The following is a 15,635-nucleotide window of genomic DNA, read 5'->3' as shown; positions in this document are numbered from 1 at the left end:
CTAGAGCCAACTCTAGGTCAAACTGGGCCACATGTCGGGTTTGAGCATCGGCCAGGTCGCCGAACGCACCGGGCTCAGCGTGCACACACTCCGGTTCTACGAGCGGGAGGGGCTGCTGGCCCAGCCGGTACGGCGGGGCACCGCAGGGCACCGGGTCTACAACGAGGGTGACGTCGCCTGGCTGGGCGTGTGCATCCGGCTGCGGGCCTCCGGCATGCCTCTGACCGACATTCGGCGCTATACCGAACTCGTCAGGGCGGGCCAAGGCAACGAGGTGCAACGGCTGGAGGTGTTGCGCGAACATCAGGAACGTGTGCTCGCCCAGATGCATGAACTCGACGAGTGCCTCAAGCTGATCAGCCACAAGGTGGCCATCTACGAAGGCCGTCTGGGTTTGCGGGACAACGTCACAGATTGTGCGCCCTGAGCCCATTGGGGGCAAGAAGACCCGCGTAGGCCCGACGGGGCTGCTACGTCTCATCGACGAAATCAGGTCAGGTGGACGACGCCTTTTCCGGCGATGGCTTCGACCAGGCAGTGGGATGCGCCGTTGGTCTCGACCATGCGCGCGTGGTGCATGTGCGATCGCACGGGCCATCTTGGCGTGGATCCGCGGAACTGGAGCGCAGGTCCGTGGTGGTGGGCATCAGATCGGCTTGCACGTGGGTGTCAGGACGACGCGGCCGAAGACCTCGCCGGCATCCATCCGCCGGTGGGCGTCTGCTGCCGCTTCGAGCGGGAGCACGGCGTGGACGACGGCACTGAGGTCGCCCCGCGCCGCGGCTTCGAACTGGTCGGCGCGTACCCGGGCCAGGTCGGCTCGCGGCACCGTGTCCAGACTGAAGGTCGCGACCGACACCGACTGCCGGAACCGGCTCAGCAACGCCGATCCGAAGTCCGCCGGGGGAGGCCCGGCGACGAGGCCGACCAGCACCAGTCGACCATGGGGTGCGAGCCGCGCGAGGAACGAGGGCAGCGCCGGCCCGGCGACGATGTCGACGATCACATCGAAATCGGCCGGCTCGAGGCCGCGCGTGCTGTTCCCCTCACGGTCGAGCACGTGTGTCGCGCCGTGCTCCATCAGCCGCTCGCCCCGCCCGGCTGACGACGTGGTCACCGCGACCGCCCGTGCGCCGGCTCGGGCCGCGATCTCGACGGCTGCGATGCCGATGCTGCCGCCCGCGCCGCGTACCAGCACGGTGTCGTCCTTGGCGAAGTGCGCCTGCCGCAGGGCGAAGTGCGCCACCGGGGCCGCGCTGCCGAGCGTCACCGCGTCCACGGGCGTCAGGCCGGGAGGAAGGGGCGTGACGTGCTCGATCCGGGCGACCGCGTGCTCGGCGTAGCCGCCGGAAAGGCCGGTGAACGCCCAGACACGTCGGTTGAGCCACGACGCCTCGACACCTGCTCCCACGGCCGTGATCGTCCCAGCCACCTCGCTTCCCGGCACCAGACCGTCGCCAGGCATGGCCGGGCCGAGCGCGCCCAGCGTGCCGCGCCGGATCACCGCGTCGACCCCGCCGACCCCGATCGCCGCGGTCTGGATGACGACCTCGCCTGCGCTTGGGCTGGGGACCGGGACATCGACGACCTCCATGCCGTCCGGGCTGCCGAAGGTACGGATCGAGACTGCTCGCATGCATCGCTCCCTGGCTGGTTCGAGCCGATTGGCTCCCGTACGATCGAACGTAACGGACGCATGCGTCCACTTGCCGTTGTGAGAGAGATTGCCGGAAAGATGACTCACCTGCTGCGTGTCGACGCGAGGGAAAATCGCGACCGTGTCCTCGCCGCGGCCCGGGAGCTGTTCGCGGAGTCCGGGCTGGAGGTGACGATGCGACAGATCGCCCGGCGTGCGGACGTCGGGCCCGCGACCCTGTACCGCCGGTTCCCGACGAAGCAGGACCTGGTGCTCGAGGCGTTCGAGGACGAGCTCGCCGAGTGCGGCTCGATCGTCCACGACGGTGCCGCCGACCCGGATCCGTGGCGCGGCTTCTGCGACGTCGTCGAGCGCATCCTGCTCCTCAACGCGCGCAACCAGGGCTTCACGGACGCGTTCATGTCGGCGCACCCCGACGTCGTCGACTTCGCGGCACACCGCGAGGAACTGGGCCGTGTCGTCTGGACCATCATCCGCCGCGCGCAGGCTGCGGGTCGGCTACGTCCGGACTTCGTGTTCGATGACTTCGCCGTCATCCTCCTCGCCGGCCGCGGACTCACCGCCGCACCCGCCTCTACGCGCGACGCAGCAGTACGCCGTTTCGCGGCTTTCGTCATCGACGGCCTCCGCGTCGCCGGCACCCAGGCCAGGAGCGCCGCGGGAGAAGGAAGCTCCAGACCACGACCACACCCTCGATCGTGAAGAGCTGCTTCACGCCGTAGCCGGCGAAAGTCGCGATTCGGGGGCACCGGGGGTGGGCCCTGAAGCATGGCGAAGGTGCCGGACGGCGGCGAACATATCGGTGTGAGCCGGAGTCCGGCCGCTGTTCTGGCCACCGTCGCACTGATGGCGACGGTGGCTCTGGTCCGGCGGGCCCTGAATCCAGCCGACCAGGTCAACCTGGCCGATCTGGCTGCGGTCGCGATCGCCCCAGCCCTGGCCGCGGCCACCGTGGTGACGTGGGCCAAGCGCCGCAACAGCGCTGATGGCCGCTCGGCGGCGAAACGTTCGCAATGCCAGCGAGGTGGGAGAGCTCATGGGACGCATGCTCGTCATCAACAGCCTCAGAGTGCGACCGATCGATCACCGTGACGGCCGTCGTTCGTTCACCGTCGTATGGCCGGACGGCGCTGTTCATGATCCCGCGGACCGGTTCCTGCACTGGGCCGGCGGCGAGCCAGACAGCTGACCGGTCGATCATGAGAGGTCTGCCAGTCAGAGGTTCGCCGACCGGGCCATGGGCGCGACGGCGACGGTCCCGCCGGTCATGACCTCGTCGCGTCGCGGGCACCGTCCCTGAGCTCTTCGGCGCGGCCGGGGACATCGTCGGGCCTGGCATCGCCGGAGTTCGGCCGCCGTCCGGCGCTCCACGGGGATGAGCCGGCATCGGGCGTGACCGGCAGCATCGCGTCTCGGGCGTCGATCGCCTGCTCAGGCAGAGGACGGACGCAGGCCGCAGCGGCGCAGGCGGTCAACGTCAGGATGACCAGTGCCGCCGTCGCGCCGCCTGGTCCCCGGTCGAACAACCCGCCCACCGCGATGCCGCCGGCGAACGCGACCAGGCCCGACAGGAACGTCTGCACGCCCAGGTAGGCCCCGAAACGCGTCGGCGGGGCGAGCCGGGCGATCGTCTGGAAGACCGCCGGCTGCAACAGTCCGTCGGCGAGCCCGTGCAGCACTGCCACCAGCACCAGGCCCGTCAACCCGGCGCCCGCGCCGGCCGCCAGCAGCAGATGGCCGCCAGCGGCGAGCAGCAGTCCCGCGCGCAGCACGTGCGGGCGGTCGGCGCGGCCGGGTACCGCGCACCACGGCTGGACCGCGGCCGACACCATGGCGAGCACGCAGGAGAACACGGTGACCGCTGTCGCGTCCGCGCCACCGAGCGGTACGACCACCGACGACTGGTCGGTCAGCAGCATGGCGGGCGCCGACACGGCCGCGAACCCGATGAAGACCCGGTCCCGCAGTACCGTTCGCACCCCGGAGACGACCCCGTGCGGCACCCGTACGCGCGGGACGTGCCGCAGGAGTGAGAACAGGTACGCCGCCACGCCCCACAGCGCCGCCGCCGTCAGCGCCACCAGCCAGTAGCCGACGTTCAGCAGCGCCAGCCCGAGCACCGGGCCGGCCACCGCCGCGACCTGCAACGTCATCGCGTACGCCGCGTATCCGCGCGCCCTTCGCCGTTCGGCGAGCCCGGCCAGCAGCGACTGCGCCGCCGGGTGGAACAGCGCCCCGCCCGTGCCCAGCAGGACCACGGCGACGATCAGCCAGGGCAGGCTGGACACAGTGCCCAGCAGGGCGAACCCGGCCGCGCGCAGCAGGCACGCCAAGATCCCCATCCGCACCGGGCCGAGTACGTCCACCAGCGCGCCGACCGGCAGGGAGAGCGTGTGCTGCACGAGATTGCGCAGCGCCAGCACCAGGCCGATCCCTCCGGCGGCCAGTCCGAGGTCGGCTCGCAGGTGCAGGACGACGTGCGCCATGGCCGCGAAGTAGCCCAGCGAGATGGCCGCCTGAACGGTGACGACCACGGTGACCGTGCGACGGTCACCGTGGTCTGCGGGGGAGACGGTCACGCCGCGGGCAGGACGTTCAGCCGGTACAGCAGTTGACGGGCGAGCGTGGCGCGCTTGGCGGCGTCGGCCTCCTTGGCGATGTCCATGTTCAGCGCGAAGGTGTACAGGCGTCCGCCGCGCTCGACCCAGCCCGTCCACCAGCCGGTGCCGGGGTTGGGGGCGTTCTGCCAGCCTGACTTGGCGTACAGGGTGTACCCGTTCTTCTTCTCCATCAGGATCAGGTCCTGGACGGTACGCTGGTTCGCGCGGGAGGCGGGCAGGCGCAGGGCGGCCAGCCGTTCCATGAACCGGGTCTGCTCCACCGCCGAGATCTTCAGCGGGCCGTCCAGCCAGAACCGGTCGACCACGGTCCCGGTCTGCTGGTTGCCGTAGCCAAGCCGGTGCAGCCACTGACGTTCGCGCGTGAGGCCGATGCGGCGGGCGATCACCTGGAACGCCGCCGCGTTGGAGATGCGTACGGCCTCCCGCATGGTCATGTCCTTCTCCCACTCGGGAAACGGCTGCGGCGTGCCGTCCCAGGGGATCACCTCGTCGGGGCTCTTGACCACGCCCGTCTCCAACGCGACGAGCGCGTGCGGGACCTTGAAACTGGACGCGGGCACCATCGGCGTCTCCGCGCGCCGCCGGTCCACCATGGTCGTCGTCTTGGACGACACGTCCAGCAGCGCGAACGTGCCCCGCACCCCGGCCGTGTCGAACACCGTACGCAGGTCGTCACGCACGGTCGTTCTCGGGCGTACCTCGGTGGCCGTGGCGGTGGGTGAGGCGGTGGCCGCGTACGAGGGAGCGCCGAGGAGGGTGAGTGAGGTGAAAACGATGACGCCCAGCCCGGAACGGAGGGCCTGGGGGATTGCCTTCTTCATGCGCAGAGGAGATCACGGGACATCTGAACTGTCCAATATCGATATCAATGGACGACCGATATTCGAATCCGTATACCCGCTGGCAGAGAAGCCGCCGACGGTCCGGTCGATGGTGTCCATGGCTTTCGGGTCGCGTCGAAGGTCAGCGGTCCTGATCCGAGCAGAGCTGAGCGTGCAGGGTATGCAGGGCCCATCGTTCCCAGCGGTCGCGCGGCCAGCCGCGCTCATGGACGAACAGCAGGTACAGCTCGGGGCTGAGCAGGCCGAAGAGCAGGTCGGCAGCCTCCTCCGCCGGCACCTCCGCCCGGGCGCCGGGCTTGCCGACCAGCGCCTCGGCCGCCCTCTGCTGGACGACGTACCGCGGGTTGACGTCGTGGGGCCACAGCGCGGCGACCTCGGGGTCGCTCGCGGACGCCCCGTCCAGCATCTTGCCGATGGGCGCGACCCGCTCCAGAACCGAGGTCGTGCCCGTGACGTAGGCGCGCAGCATGTCGGGGGCGGTGCCGGCGGCCAGCGCGTCGACGTACCAGGGCCGATCCATGGTGGCCACCGGCTCGTCGTCGCCCGCGATCGTCACGTCGACCAATTCCTTCAGCAGGGCGCGCTTGTTGCCGAAGACGAAGTAGATCGTCTGCACCGCGACCCCGGCTTTCGTGGCGACGTCCTGCAGGTTCGTCGCGCCGTAGCCGGCCTGCACGAACAGCTCCAGTGCCGCCTGGAGGATGCGCCCGCGGGTCTCCTGCGCCTTCTGCGCCCGTTTGCTGGTCGGCTTGACATGGCTCATGGCTAAAGTCTATCTCTAGATTCAGTCACTAGAAGTCAACTCTAGAGAGCAGGTCTAGCGATGTCGGCCATCACTATCACCCGTTTCCAAGCCGACCCCGCCGACGCACCAGAGCGGCCTTCCCCGGGCTCACCGGGGCGCGCCTGGGCCGGATCGACGGCTCCACCTGGGGCGGCATCCGGCGCTGGGAGTCCGCCGACAGCCTGCGGGCGGCCCGCCAGGCCGTACCGGGCAATGCCGAGGCCGCCGCGGCCTTCGCGCTGACCCGCGAGAGCACCGTCGAGGACATCGACGTCCTGGACGAGCACTGATGACCTTCCCGGCCCCCGCCCGGGGGCCGGGACCACACCCCTGATCGAGGAAAGACATGATCGAGATTGACGCGCTGACCAAGGTGTACGGCGCCGCCCAGACCCGGGCGGTCGACGAGGTGTCCCTGCACATCCCCGCCGGATCGGTCTTCGGATTCCTGGGCCCCAACGGCGCCGGCAAGACCACGACCATCAAGATGCTGGCCGGACTGCTGACCCCCACCTCAGGCCGGGCCCGGCTGGGCGGCTTCGACGTCGCCCGGCAGCGTTCCTCCGCGATGGCGCAGTTCGGCGCCGTGCTGGAGGGCTCCCGCAACGTGTACTGGAGCCTGTCGGCCTGGCAGAACCTGATGTACTTCGGCCGGCTCAAGGGGCTGCGCAAGGCCAGGGTCGCCGAACGCGCCAAGGACCTGCTGACCGATCTCGGCCTGTGGGAACGGCGCAACGACAAGGTCGGCGGCTTCTCCCGCGGCATGCAGCAGAAGGTCGCCATCGCCGCCGCCCTGATCGCCGACCCGCCGATCGTGCTGCTGGACGAGCCCACCCTCGGCCTGGACGTCGAGGCCACCCGTACCGTCAAGACCTGGATCGCCGAGCAGGCCCGCGAACTCGGCACCACCATCCTGCTCACCACTCACCAGCTGGACGTGGCCGAGGAGCTGTGCGACCGGATAGCCGTCATGCGCCAGGGAAAGCTGGTGGCCGACCTGCCCACCCGCGAACTGCTGGCCCGCTTCCGCGAACGCGACCGGTACGAGATCCGCGTCGAGGGCGCGCCGCCGCCCGGCTTCGACGCCATCACCGACGAGGGGGGCACCACGATCAGCGTGCGGGTGAGCGATCCGAGCGAGGTGTACGAGGTGGTCGAGCGGCTGCGCGCGCAGGGAGCCGTCCTGGAGTCGCTCACCCAGGTCCAGCCCGATCTGGAGGACGTGTTCCTCGCTCTGGTGAACGAGCCGTCCCATGCCTGAGGTCCTGCGCGCCGAGATCGGCAAGGGCCTGCGCGTCCAGCTCGCCCACCCGGTCGGACATGTGATCACGCTGCTGATCAGCACCATGATGTACCTCGGGCTGCAGTTCGTCCTGGGCCAGGGCGAACTGCGCCAGGACCTGCTACCGCGAACGCTGGTCGCGATCGGCGGCTACTGGTTCCTGCAGTACGCCGGCCTGGTGATGGTGGCCGACCTCATCGAGGAGAAACGGACGGGGACCTACGCCCAGTCCCAGATGAGCACGGCGCCGCCGTGGCTGCCGATGCTCGGACGGCTGATCACCGCCTCGATGTTCGGCCTGGCCGTGGCCGCCGTCGCCGCCCTCGTCCCGGTGCTGGCGGCCGGGATCGTCATCCCCCTCCGCTGGGCGGCGCTCCTGCCCGCCGCGCTCCTGGGCATCAACGCGCTGGCCTTCACCTTCCTGCTGGCCGCCCTCGCCCTGGTCTCCCCGATGATCGGCGCCCTGCAATCGCTGTTCACCTCGCTCGTGCTGCTGCTCAACGGCTCGTTCCTGCCGCTGGCCCTGTATCCGGACTGGCTGGCCGCGGCAGCCAGGGTCCTGCCCACCACGCTGGGCATCGAGGCGCTCGCCGACACGCTGTTCGAGGGCCGGACGCTGACCCAGCTCTGGACCGGCGGCACCCTGCCGTGGTTGCTCGCCCACACCCTCGCCCTCACCGCCGTCGCCGGTCTGCTCTTCGCCCGCAACCACCGCCGAGCCCTGGAGTCGTCATGACCTTCGTCCTCGGATTCGCCGCCGAAGTCCGCAAGGGACTGCTCAACCTGCTCGCCGGATGGCGCGAAGCCCTGCTGGAGATGATCACATTCCCGCTGTTCTACCTGCTCATCGTGCTGTTCATGGGACGCGGACAGCTGCGCCAGGACCTGCTGCTGCCGGTGCTCCTCGGCATGGTGGCGCTGACCTTCATCCACGAGCAGGTCAACCGGGTGTTCTGGAGCTACCTGGGTGACATCCAGTCCGGCGTGCTGGAACAGACCTACCTGACCCCGCTGCCCTCGGCCGCGAGCATCCTCGGCCGCCAGGTCGCCGCCGTGGTCTCCGCCGTGCCCACCGCGCTGGCCGTCCTGGCCACCGGCGCCGTCGCCATCACCGTCCAGGGCGGGCGCCTGCCCTTCGACGCGCAGGTGATCGTACCGTTGGCCGCCATCGTGCTGGGCACCTGCGGACTCGCGCTCATCCTGTGCGGGCTGACCCTGGTGTTCAAACGCATCGAGATCATCACCCAGCTGTCCGTGGCCCTCTACGCCATCGCCGGCGGCACCCTGGTCCCCCTGGCCGCCCTGCCCGACCCGATCGCCTTCCTCAGCCGGCTCCTGGTCCCCATCGCGCCCGGCATCGAGGCGATGCGCGACATCCTGCTCGGCGGACACTCTCTGGCGGCTCTCCCCACGGGCTGGGGGCTCGGCTGGCTGCTGGCCCAGCCGCTGCTCATCACGGCCGCCGGGGTCATCCTGTTCAACCGGCTGGAAAACCTCGCCCGGCACCGGGGCACCCTCGGCCGGTACTAGGCCAAGAACCCGAAGGAAGAGAGCAATCGACGTGAACGTGTTCCTGTGGGTGGTCCAGGCCGTCCTGGCCGCCGTATTCCTCCTGGCCGGGGCCATGCACGCCACTCAGCCCAAGGAGAAACTGCGTCCCATGGCGCCCTGGGTGGAGGACTTCACCCTCACCCGGATCCGGCTGATCGGTGGGGTCGAACTGCTCGGCGCCGTCGGCCTGATCCTGCCCGCCGTCACCGGCATCGCCTCGATCCTCACCCCGCTCGCCGCCACCGGCCTGGCCGTCACCATGCTCGGCGCCGTCGCCACCCACGCCCGCCGCAAGGAGCCGGCGGCCATCGTCGTGAACGTGGTGCTGCTGGCGCCGGCCGCGGTCATCGCCTGGGCCCGCTTCGGCCCCTACGCCTTCTGACCTGACCACTTCGACGGCCGCCGCCGCGGCCGGAACCCTGGGAACCCCGAAACGCCCTGAGGACGAAGACGGTCGTGACAACACGGGCCACGGGCCCGTACGGGCGGGGATCCCGTGGTCGCGGCGCGCGACGGACAGCGGTGGAGCAGAGAGGGGGCGGACAACGGGTCCGGCGTGGTGCGGGAGACCTCGGGCACGTTCTGTATCGACCCCGCTGACAGCGGCACCGAGGTCTCCATGGAGGACCCGGAGGCGTTGTCGGGAACGAGCTGCCCATGATGCCTTGCGCGTCGGCGCGCTGCTCGTTGATGTGGACCGTGCGGCAACTGGTGGCCGAGAGCTGGAGCATCATCGGCGACCGGCTCGGCCGGATCGCCCAGTATCTGCGGGCTCTGACGTCGAAGGGCGACTCTTCAGGGTTGGCGGCGGCTGCGGTAGGCGGCGGTCTTGGCGCGAGCCGTACATGCCGCGCTGCAGTAGCGACGCGAGGCGTTGCGGGTCAGGTCGATGTAGACCGCCTCGCACTGGTGCGCCGCGCACGGTCCGAAACGATCGGGGCCGTAGCCGTCCACGATGAGGGCGAGCGCCGTGGCGAACTCGCCGCCCATGGCCTCCACCGGGGTGCCACCCGAACCGTGGAAGTGCAGGTGGAACGGCTGACCGACGTCCTCGGCCAGGTACGGTTGCGCGCCGTATTTGCGGATCATGGCGTTGATGCGGGCGGCCTGGTCCGCCGGATGCTCGGCCAGCAGCGCCTGCCGCAGTTCGGCGCCCAGCTCGGCCAGGCGCCGCCCCGCGTCCGGGACCGCGCGCAGGGCCGCACCCGCGTGATCACTGAGCTGGGCGGCGAACGTCAGGGCCAGGTCCTCGCCTGCCGGTGGCTGCACCGAAGCGCCACCCCGCCAGCGCGCCGTGGCCAGGTTGACCAGCTCGGCGATCAGCGGAGCCTGCCGGGTTACGTTACAGGCTATTTGCACTTGACTAGTAACACCCCTTCTGTGTGTCATAGGCAAAATCCAGTTAGATAGTAACGGAGCCATCGGCCTTGCTCACGCCCTATCGACGCCTGCTCGCCCAGCCTGGCGTCCCACACCTGCTCGTCACCGGGTTCATCGTCAAGCTGGGCACGCCCGTGCTCAGCCTCGCGCTGCTGCTGGCCGCCGTCGACCGGCTCGGCTCGTACGCCGCCGCCGGCCTCGTCCTCACCGGACACGCGCTGGCCCTGGCCCTGTGTGCGCCACTCGGCGGACGCATCGCCGACCGGTACGGCCCCCGCCCGGCCCTGACCGGCTACCTGACCGCCCACGCCGTCGCCTACGGACTCCTACTTCTGGCCCCGCCCGCACTGATGATCGGCGCCGCGGTCCTGCTCGGCGCCACCACCCCGCCCGCCGGATCGGTCGTCAGAGGCGCGTGGCCACGCCTCGTCCCCGCCGCCTCCCTGCCCGCCGCCTACGCGGTGGACAATGCCGTCAACGAGCTGACGTTCATCGCCGGACCCCTGCTCGTGCCGGTCCTGACCCTGGCCGTTCCGGCTCGCGGCGTGGTGGCCGCCGCCGGCGCCGCCGTCCTGCTCGGCACCGCGCTGCTCCTGGTCTCCTCCGCGGTACGGCGAGCAGCGCCCAGCCCACCGAGCAGGTTCCGCCTGGCCGGGCCGCTCACCCACCGGCCTACGGTCCTGCTGCTGGCCATCGCCGCCTTCGGCACCTTCACCTTCGGCTGCCTGCGCATCGCCACGGTCGCCTCGGCCACCACCTTCGGCTCGGCGGCCGCCGCCGGTGTGCTGATGGGCCTGCTGTCGGCCGGCGCCCTCCTCGGCACCCTCGGGTACGGCGCGCGCAGCCGGCCCGTCACCGGCCGGCGCGTGCTCGTCCTGCTCTCGCTCGCCGAGGCGGCCGTCCTGCTCGGGGGAGGATGGGCGTCCGGCTTCGTGACGCTCGCCGTACTGGTCACCTTGATCGGGTTGGTGACGGGGCCGCGCGACGCGGTCGTGCCGGCCCTGCTCGCCGACCACGCCCCCGCCGAGTACCGCACCGAGGTCTTCGCCTGGCTCAACACGTTCATGTGGGCCGGCTACGGTCTGGGCACCGCCGTAGCGGGCCAGCTCACCGGTCCCCATGACACCGGCGCCCTCGCCTTCATCGCCGCCGCGGCCGCAGCCGTGGCCGGCGCGATCCTGGCAGCCGTCGCCACCCGGACCGCCTCGCCCCTGCCGACACCCACCGCGGTGCCGGCCGAAGAGCTTTCCCGTGAATCCGATCACGTAGCTGACAACTGAGACCCGGACAGGGGGCGGTGGCCGGAGCCAGGAAGCGCAGTCCGTCGGTCTGAAGCTGGGGCAGGCGGGCGCGCCGATCGTGGCGCGCTGGATTCAGCACGGTGGCCAGCCGGTCGAAGGCCCGGTAGCAGCGGCGGGAAGAGGCGGGCATCTGGTGAACATCTTCGGCCTTGATGTCGGGCAGGCCGAGCCGGTGGCGTGCGGCGGCGGCGCAGGTTCTGCTCGGCGCCCACGACCGTAGTCTCACCACCCAGACCAACCAAGCGCAGATCGCCGCGCTGGCCGTCGTCTTGTCGATCGTGGTCAGACGTCGCGGGAGTTGTAGCCCTGGAGGTGGGAGCCGCTCCCGAAGGACGGATTGGTGATCGGCTCGAGATTCCAGGCGACGATGCGGTGCGGTCGGATGCGCAGGGCCTCGTGGTCGAAGGCCGGGTGGAGCGGTGGGTCCAGGAAGACGATCTCGGCGTGACCACGCAGTTCGATGCCTCGGCCAGTCTGGCCGAGGGCGTTGGGCGTCGGTGACTGGTCGTCAATGACGAGGGAGACCCGGGGGTCGGCTAGGACGTTCTTGTACTTGCGGCTCTTGCTCAGCTCCGGGCCGCCGATCTGGACGGTCTCGGTTGCGGGGTCGAACCAGATCGCGACCGGCTGAGAGTGGGGAGACCCGTCGGGGCCGAGGGTGGCCAGGCGGCCGAGCTCCTGCTCCGACAGGTATGCGAGCTCCGAGTCAGTGAAAATCATGGCAGCAGTCTGCGACCTCAACCGTGCTTCAGGTCAAGCGATCCGACCAAGCACACCGCGGGTTCGACCGCATTGCGGAACTCAGGGTTCAGCTTGCCTTCCAGACCCGCGGGGCAAAGAGCCCGCGAGCCGGCGGAGCGGTTCGGACAGGTGCTGGGCCAACCACAGGGAGCGGTCATCGATGACGGATTCAGACCGGCGCCGGGCCCGGGGTTGACGCGCTTCTCGACCAGGCCGACGCCGCACGTCAAGCGGTCAGGTGCGCACTGCCTGGCGGGCTGAGGACGCCGCGCGCGCGAGCATCCGTGCAGGAGCTCGCCCGGTACTCCGACGACCTGCGCAAGGCCGGGTACCGCGTCGAGCCTGACGCTGACGATGATCAGGTGCTGCTGGCGCGGGAGTCCTCCTGATGGCGTCCTCGCCAGCGCGTGGGGTGGAGGTCAGCGGGGACGGCGGCGCTGGACGGGGTCGGCTTCGGCGGTGATGCGCGCGGAGGTCTCCTCGCCCAGGCGCACGTAGCGGCCGAGGCTGGCCAGGTGCTGGTTGCGGCTCTTGGCCTGCGACTCCGGCGCGGTCCGTCCGGCCTGCGCGAGATGCCGCAACGCGCTGTCATGCCGCCCACAGGCGCCGCACAGCCCGCCGGATCGCCGTCGGAAGGAACCCCGCACCGACGCTGACCGCGGCCGCCGCGACGGCCAGCAGGGTCGACCGCCAGGGCCAGGCCGCCCCGGTGAGCGTCAGGTGGGCGGAGGGGTACTCCGAGAACTTGGCCGTGACCTGGGCGGTGGAGCGGTCGCTGTGGCGGGCGAGGTCACGCAGGACCGGATCAAAGCCGAACTCACCGGCATGCCGTCCCCCGCCGGGCAGTTCGACGGCCAGCTTGTTGCGGTGCGCCCACGTGCGCAGCGACGTGTCGACGGCCGACACATCCGCGACGCCCGGCACCACGAAGCGGTCCACTCCGTGGGAGCTGGAACCCGTCGGCTGGACGATCAGGACGAGGCCGTGACGAGTGGTGACTGTGCCACGGCTGCCGAGGACCACCGTACGTGCGCTGAAGGACACCCCGCCGTACGCCTCGAAGGCGGCTGCGGCGTCGATCTCATCGACGCCGTCGGCCAGGCCGATCCCCACCGTGGAGCGCCGCCAGGGGAACGCGGCGTTCAGCGCGTACGGCAGGTCGCCGAGTGTGAGGTGGTTGGCCGGGATCGTGGTCGGCCCGTCCAGAGTCCAGCCCGGATACGACAGGCCCTTCCCGATTCGGGCGGCTTCGACGTTGCCTGCCAGTTCCTCCACGACCCGTAGGGCTCCGACCGTACCGGAGGTGACGCCGGCGGTGGTGGTGACCCGGCCGTCCGCCACATACCGCTGGCCGCGCTTCCAGTGCACCCGGGGGTAATCGCGCTGCAAGGAGTCGATGTTGGACCAGAAGGAGGTCGCGTCCCGGCCGTCCAGCAGGCCGGAGGCCGCCAGCAGCTCCGAGCCCGCGCATACTCCCAGAACACGCGCGCCCTTGCGGTGCCGCTCCACGATCCACTCCCGCAGCCGCGCCTCCTTGGCGCCGGCCGGTTCGGTCACCGCGGGCACGACCACCACATCGGGCTCAGGGATCATCCCCCTGCCCACCTCGGCCAACGTGTGGTCGGGCAGGAGATGGGCGCCGCCGGACAGCGGGGAGACGCGGCGCTCGGCTGCCACGGTGTAGACGAAGAACTTCTCCGACTCGGCGAACACCCGGTACGGCGCCATCACGTCGGTGGCCACAGACCCTTCGTTGCTGACCACCACGGCCACCGTGATCCGGCCGGTCGGCACGGCCGGCGCGGTCGGCCACGCACGCGCGTCCGATGCGGTCGGTGCGGGGGCGAAACTGTCCGCCATCGACATGCTCACCCCCGCGAAGGCGATCCCGGCGAACGACGCCACCGACAACGCCGTGCCCATGAGCACCCAGCCCGCACGGCGGACCACCCAGCGCCCCCTCTTCAATCTTGACACGACATACCTCCATAAAGCGGTCGATCGATGGCGGTGCGGCACACGCAACCGCCCCCATGGGGAGAACAAGAAAGGAAGTGGCCGAGGGAAGGCGTCAGGAGCCGTTCCCAGCGGGCGTTTCAGCCGGCGGGGCGCAACTGCGCGCGGAGTCGGGACGGCGAAATGCCGAAGCTCGCGGTGACCAGGCGGCGCAACTGCCGTGCGTCACGGAAGCCGCAACGGGCAGCGACCGTCTCCACCGTCAGGTCGGTGTCCGTCAGCAGGGCACGGGCCCGTTCCAGGCGCAGCCGGCGCTGGTAGGCCAGCGGAGTGATCCCGGTGGCCATGGTGAAGGCCCGCGTCAGACCACGCGGCGACAGATGGGCAACGGCGGCGAGCTCGTCGAGGGAGTGCGGGGCATCCAGGTGCTGAGCCAGGTGGTCCTGCACCCGGTGCACGGCGGGCTGCACATGGTCGCGGTAGCGCAGGAACGGGCTGATCTGGGCAGCATCGCCGTCCCGCCGTAGATAGAGCACCAGCTCACGGGCGACGGCGGCGGCCAGTTCCGGGCCGTGGTCGCGTTCGACGAGGGACAGTGCAAGGTCGATCCCGGAGGAGATGCCCGCGCTGGTACTGATGCGCCCGTCGTGGACGTACAGGGCCGCCTCGCGGACCCGGGCTGCCGGATACCGCTCGCGCATCGCTCCGGTCAGCGACCAGTGCGTCGTGCACGCCCGGCCATCCAGCAGCCCCGCCTCTCCCAGGGCCGCGGCGCCGCTGCACACCGATGCCACCCGGGCCCCCGCGTCATAAGCCTCCCGCAGCCACCGCACTGCGGCGCTCGACACCAGTCGGTCGGATCCGGTCAGTCGTGGCCCCGGTACCAGCACCAGATCACCTGGTTCCGCCTGCGTCGCCGCGAGCGCCTGGAGCCCAGCGAGCTCCAGCCCCTGCGCCGAGCGCACCCCACCGGTCTCGGCGACGTACTCCAGCCGGTAGCAGCCGCCCAAGTGGGCTGCCGCAGAGAAGACCTGGACCGGGCCGCCGAGATCCAGCAGGTTCACCTCGGGCAGCACCAGCACGACCACCCGTCCCGTACGCCCGCTCGTCACGTCACTCACACGGACACAGTAGGCAAGCTCCACCGATGCCCACGAGGGCAACCAGCGCCGGAGACCGGACGGATCAGGCACTGCGAGGTCCCGAGCCGGACGGGACTGGTGGTGGAGTACTACGCCACGAGGGCCCGCACGATCCTCGGTCTCCTGATCGAACTGGGCATCCCAGACCCACTAAGTGATCAACTTCTTAGTGACGCGAAGACGGGCCGCACCGTGGAGCAAGGTGGACTTGGCCCGGATCGCGCTCGCAGGACCGGCGTGACGAGCAGTGCATGCGGGCGGTGTTCCACATTGCCCGCTTGTACCTCTGCTGTCGGCGTCGAGTTAATGGCCACGGCGAAGATCGTTTCCGAATGAGCGGTGAATCATTGTCGCAGCCGCCGGAATTCAGGGAATCGC

At 70.4% G+C, this 15,635-nt stretch carries 17 protein-coding genes; 8 read left to right on the top strand and 9 right to left on the bottom strand.

What is annotated here, in order from left to right; all coding sequences use genetic code 11:
• The first annotated feature begins 31 nt into the window (after nt 1-31).
• Nucleotides 32-427 (top strand): MerR family transcriptional regulator, encoded by a 396-nt coding sequence (locus ABT158_RS49020; RefSeq protein ID WP_352366014.1) that lies wholly within the window; start codon nt 32-34, stop codon nt 425-427.
• 219 nt (nt 428-646) lie between these two features.
• Here the strand turns inward: ABT158_RS49020 and ABT158_RS49015 are convergent, their stop codons facing one another.
• A complete protein-coding gene (locus tag ABT158_RS49015; RefSeq protein ID WP_352366012.1) occupies nt 647-1,636 on the bottom strand; it encodes a zinc-binding dehydrogenase in 990 nt (329 codons plus the stop codon).
• Between the two features lie 78 nt (nt 1,637-1,714).
• Between ABT158_RS49015 and ABT158_RS49010 the strand changes: the two genes are divergently transcribed.
• On the top strand, nt 1,715-2,359 hold the full coding sequence (locus ABT158_RS49010) for a TetR/AcrR family transcriptional regulator (RefSeq protein WP_352366010.1): 645 nt from the start codon (nt 1,715-1,717) through the stop codon (nt 2,357-2,359).
• 66 nt (nt 2,360-2,425) lie between these two features.
• Complete coding sequence (locus ABT158_RS49005; protein ID WP_352366008.1) at nt 2,426-2,749, top strand: hypothetical protein; 324 nt, start codon at nt 2,426-2,428, stop codon at nt 2,747-2,749.
• A gap of 173 nt (nt 2,750-2,922) precedes the next feature.
• On the opposite strand, the gene ABT158_RS49000 is transcribed toward ABT158_RS49005, so the two are convergent.
• The 3 genes from ABT158_RS49000 to ABT158_RS48990 all read right to left on the bottom strand — a co-directional run bounded on the left by ABT158_RS49000 (nt 2,923) and on the right by ABT158_RS48990 (nt 5,883).
• Entirely contained in the window at nt 2,923-4,236 is a 1,314-nt protein-coding gene (locus ABT158_RS49000) for an MFS transporter (protein ID WP_352366006.1), read from the bottom strand.
• The gene (blaOXA, locus tag ABT158_RS48995) at nt 4,233-5,099 is read right to left on the bottom strand and encodes a class D beta-lactamase (RefSeq protein ID WP_352366004.1); all 867 of its coding nucleotides are present in this window, start codon (nt 5,097-5,099) and stop codon (nt 4,233-4,235) included. Before blaOXA ends, ABT158_RS49000 begins: the two co-directional genes overlap by 4 nt.
• A 142-nt stretch (nt 5,100-5,241) precedes the next feature.
• On the bottom strand, nt 5,242-5,883 hold the full coding sequence (locus tag ABT158_RS48990) for a TetR/AcrR family transcriptional regulator (RefSeq protein WP_352366002.1): 642 nt from the start codon (nt 5,881-5,883) through the stop codon (nt 5,242-5,244).
• Between the two features lie 367 nt (nt 5,884-6,250).
• Here ABT158_RS48990 and ABT158_RS48985 point away from each other — a divergent pair, with 367 nt between their 5' ends.
• Genes ABT158_RS48985 through ABT158_RS48970 form a run of 4 tightly spaced genes read left to right on the top strand, consistent with a single transcriptional unit; the run spans nt 6,251 to nt 9,119 of the window.
• Nucleotides 6,251-7,165: an ABC transporter ATP-binding protein gene (locus ABT158_RS48985; protein ID WP_352366000.1), complete on the top strand. Its 915-nt coding sequence runs from the start codon at nt 6,251-6,253 to the stop codon at nt 7,163-7,165.
• Entirely contained in the window at nt 7,158-7,922 is a 765-nt protein-coding gene (locus ABT158_RS48980) for an ABC transporter permease (RefSeq protein WP_352365998.1), read from the top strand. Before ABT158_RS48985 ends, ABT158_RS48980 begins: the two co-directional genes overlap by 8 nt.
• On the top strand, nt 7,919-8,716 hold the full coding sequence (locus tag ABT158_RS48975; RefSeq protein ID WP_352365997.1) for an ABC transporter permease: 798 nt from the start codon (nt 7,919-7,921) through the stop codon (nt 8,714-8,716). Before ABT158_RS48980 ends, ABT158_RS48975 begins: the two co-directional genes overlap by 4 nt.
• A gap of 31 nt (nt 8,717-8,747) precedes the next feature.
• Nucleotides 8,748-9,119: a DoxX family protein gene (locus ABT158_RS48970; protein WP_352365996.1), complete on the top strand. Its 372-nt coding sequence runs from the start codon at nt 8,748-8,750 to the stop codon at nt 9,117-9,119.
• A gap of 413 nt (nt 9,120-9,532) precedes the next feature.
• Here ABT158_RS48970 and ABT158_RS48965 read toward each other — a convergent pair whose 3' ends face one another.
• The gene (locus ABT158_RS48965) at nt 9,533-10,006 is read right to left on the bottom strand and encodes a CGNR zinc finger domain-containing protein (protein ID WP_352365994.1); all 474 of its coding nucleotides are present in this window, start codon (nt 10,004-10,006) and stop codon (nt 9,533-9,535) included.
• A 158-nt stretch (nt 10,007-10,164) separates the two neighbouring features.
• Here ABT158_RS48965 and ABT158_RS48960 point away from each other — a divergent pair, with 158 nt between their 5' ends.
• Nucleotides 10,165-11,397, top strand: coding sequence for an MFS transporter (locus ABT158_RS48960; RefSeq protein WP_352365992.1), 1,233 nt, complete (start codon nt 10,165-10,167; stop codon nt 11,395-11,397).
• 303 nt (nt 11,398-11,700) lie between these two features.
• Here ABT158_RS48960 and ABT158_RS48955 read toward each other — a convergent pair whose 3' ends face one another.
• The 4 genes from ABT158_RS48955 to ABT158_RS48940 form a co-directional block, all read right to left on the bottom strand.
• The gene (locus ABT158_RS48955; RefSeq protein ID WP_352365990.1) at nt 11,701-12,138 is read right to left on the bottom strand and encodes a PPOX class F420-dependent oxidoreductase; all 438 of its coding nucleotides are present in this window, start codon (nt 12,136-12,138) and stop codon (nt 11,701-11,703) included.
• A gap of 440 nt (nt 12,139-12,578) precedes the next feature.
• The gene (locus ABT158_RS48950; RefSeq protein WP_352365988.1) at nt 12,579-12,740 is read right to left on the bottom strand and encodes a hypothetical protein; all 162 of its coding nucleotides are present in this window, start codon (nt 12,738-12,740) and stop codon (nt 12,579-12,581) included.
• Between the two features lie 7 nt (nt 12,741-12,747).
• Nucleotides 12,748-14,136, bottom strand: coding sequence for a DJ-1/PfpI family protein (locus ABT158_RS48945; RefSeq protein ID WP_352365986.1), 1,389 nt, complete (start codon nt 14,134-14,136; stop codon nt 12,748-12,750).
• 119 nt (nt 14,137-14,255) lie between these two features.
• Entirely contained in the window at nt 14,256-15,236 is a 981-nt protein-coding gene (locus ABT158_RS48940; protein ID WP_352365984.1) for a GlxA family transcriptional regulator, read from the bottom strand.
• Nucleotides 15,237-15,635: the final 399 nt, after the last annotated feature.

This window comes from Nonomuraea sp. NPDC001636, assembly GCF_040298265.1.
Taxonomy (GTDB): domain Bacteria; phylum Actinomycetota; class Actinomycetes; order Streptosporangiales; family Streptosporangiaceae; genus Nonomuraea.
This window is presented reverse-complemented; position numbering and strand designations above follow the sequence as displayed.